Origin of the sequence: Gillisia xinjiangensis (genome assembly GCF_046298265.1) — a bacterium.
Lineage (GTDB): Bacteria > Bacteroidota > Bacteroidia > Flavobacteriales > Flavobacteriaceae > Gillisia > Gillisia xinjiangensis.
In genome coordinates this window covers 1-535 of sequence record NZ_JBKAHK010000113.1, presented here as the reverse complement: position 1 = coordinate 535, position 535 = coordinate 1, and the positions used below count along the sequence as shown (strand labels likewise).

Annotated in this window: 1 protein-coding gene; it reads left to right on the top strand. The window is 49.9% G+C overall.

Annotation, left to right across the window (positions count from 1 at the left end):
• On the top strand, positions 1 to 535 hold a 535-nt coding region (locus ACKGJN_RS16755), incomplete at both ends, for a hypothetical protein (protein ID WP_409540708.1).

Here is a 535-nt window from a genome sequence, read left to right as displayed (position 1 = left end):
GCTTGAGGGACAGCATGATGCTATTGGTCATCAAGCGGGTAAGCTTGCTGAGGTTCTCATTAGAGCTTTGCAGCATTTATTGACTGGGACTCACACTGCATTAAGCGCGAACCTCGGGAATTTCAAAGCCGAGTGCGAGAATATCGAAAAGACGTCAAAGGCAGCGGGTCCCGAGGGTTTGCGGATATTGATGCCTCGCGCTCTTCTGTTCTTGTACACACTGAGAAACAAGAGAGACTTTGGGCATGTTGGTGGTGAGGTTGATGCAAACGAAATTGACGCGCTGACAGCGGTGCGACTGGCCGATTGGTGCATTTGCGAGTTGATCAGAGTTTCTCAGAATATTGCGCTCGAGGATGCGCAGCTTTTGTGCGATGCAATTTCTGAACGGAGATTGCCAGCAGTTTGGAATGTCTTGGGGCGAAAGCGTATCCTCAACACTGCACTAACGTACCGCGATCAGGTTCTCTTGCTTCTTTATTCAGAGGTCGAGAAGGCGGTCCCTACAGAAGACTTGTTTGCTTGGACAGAGCAT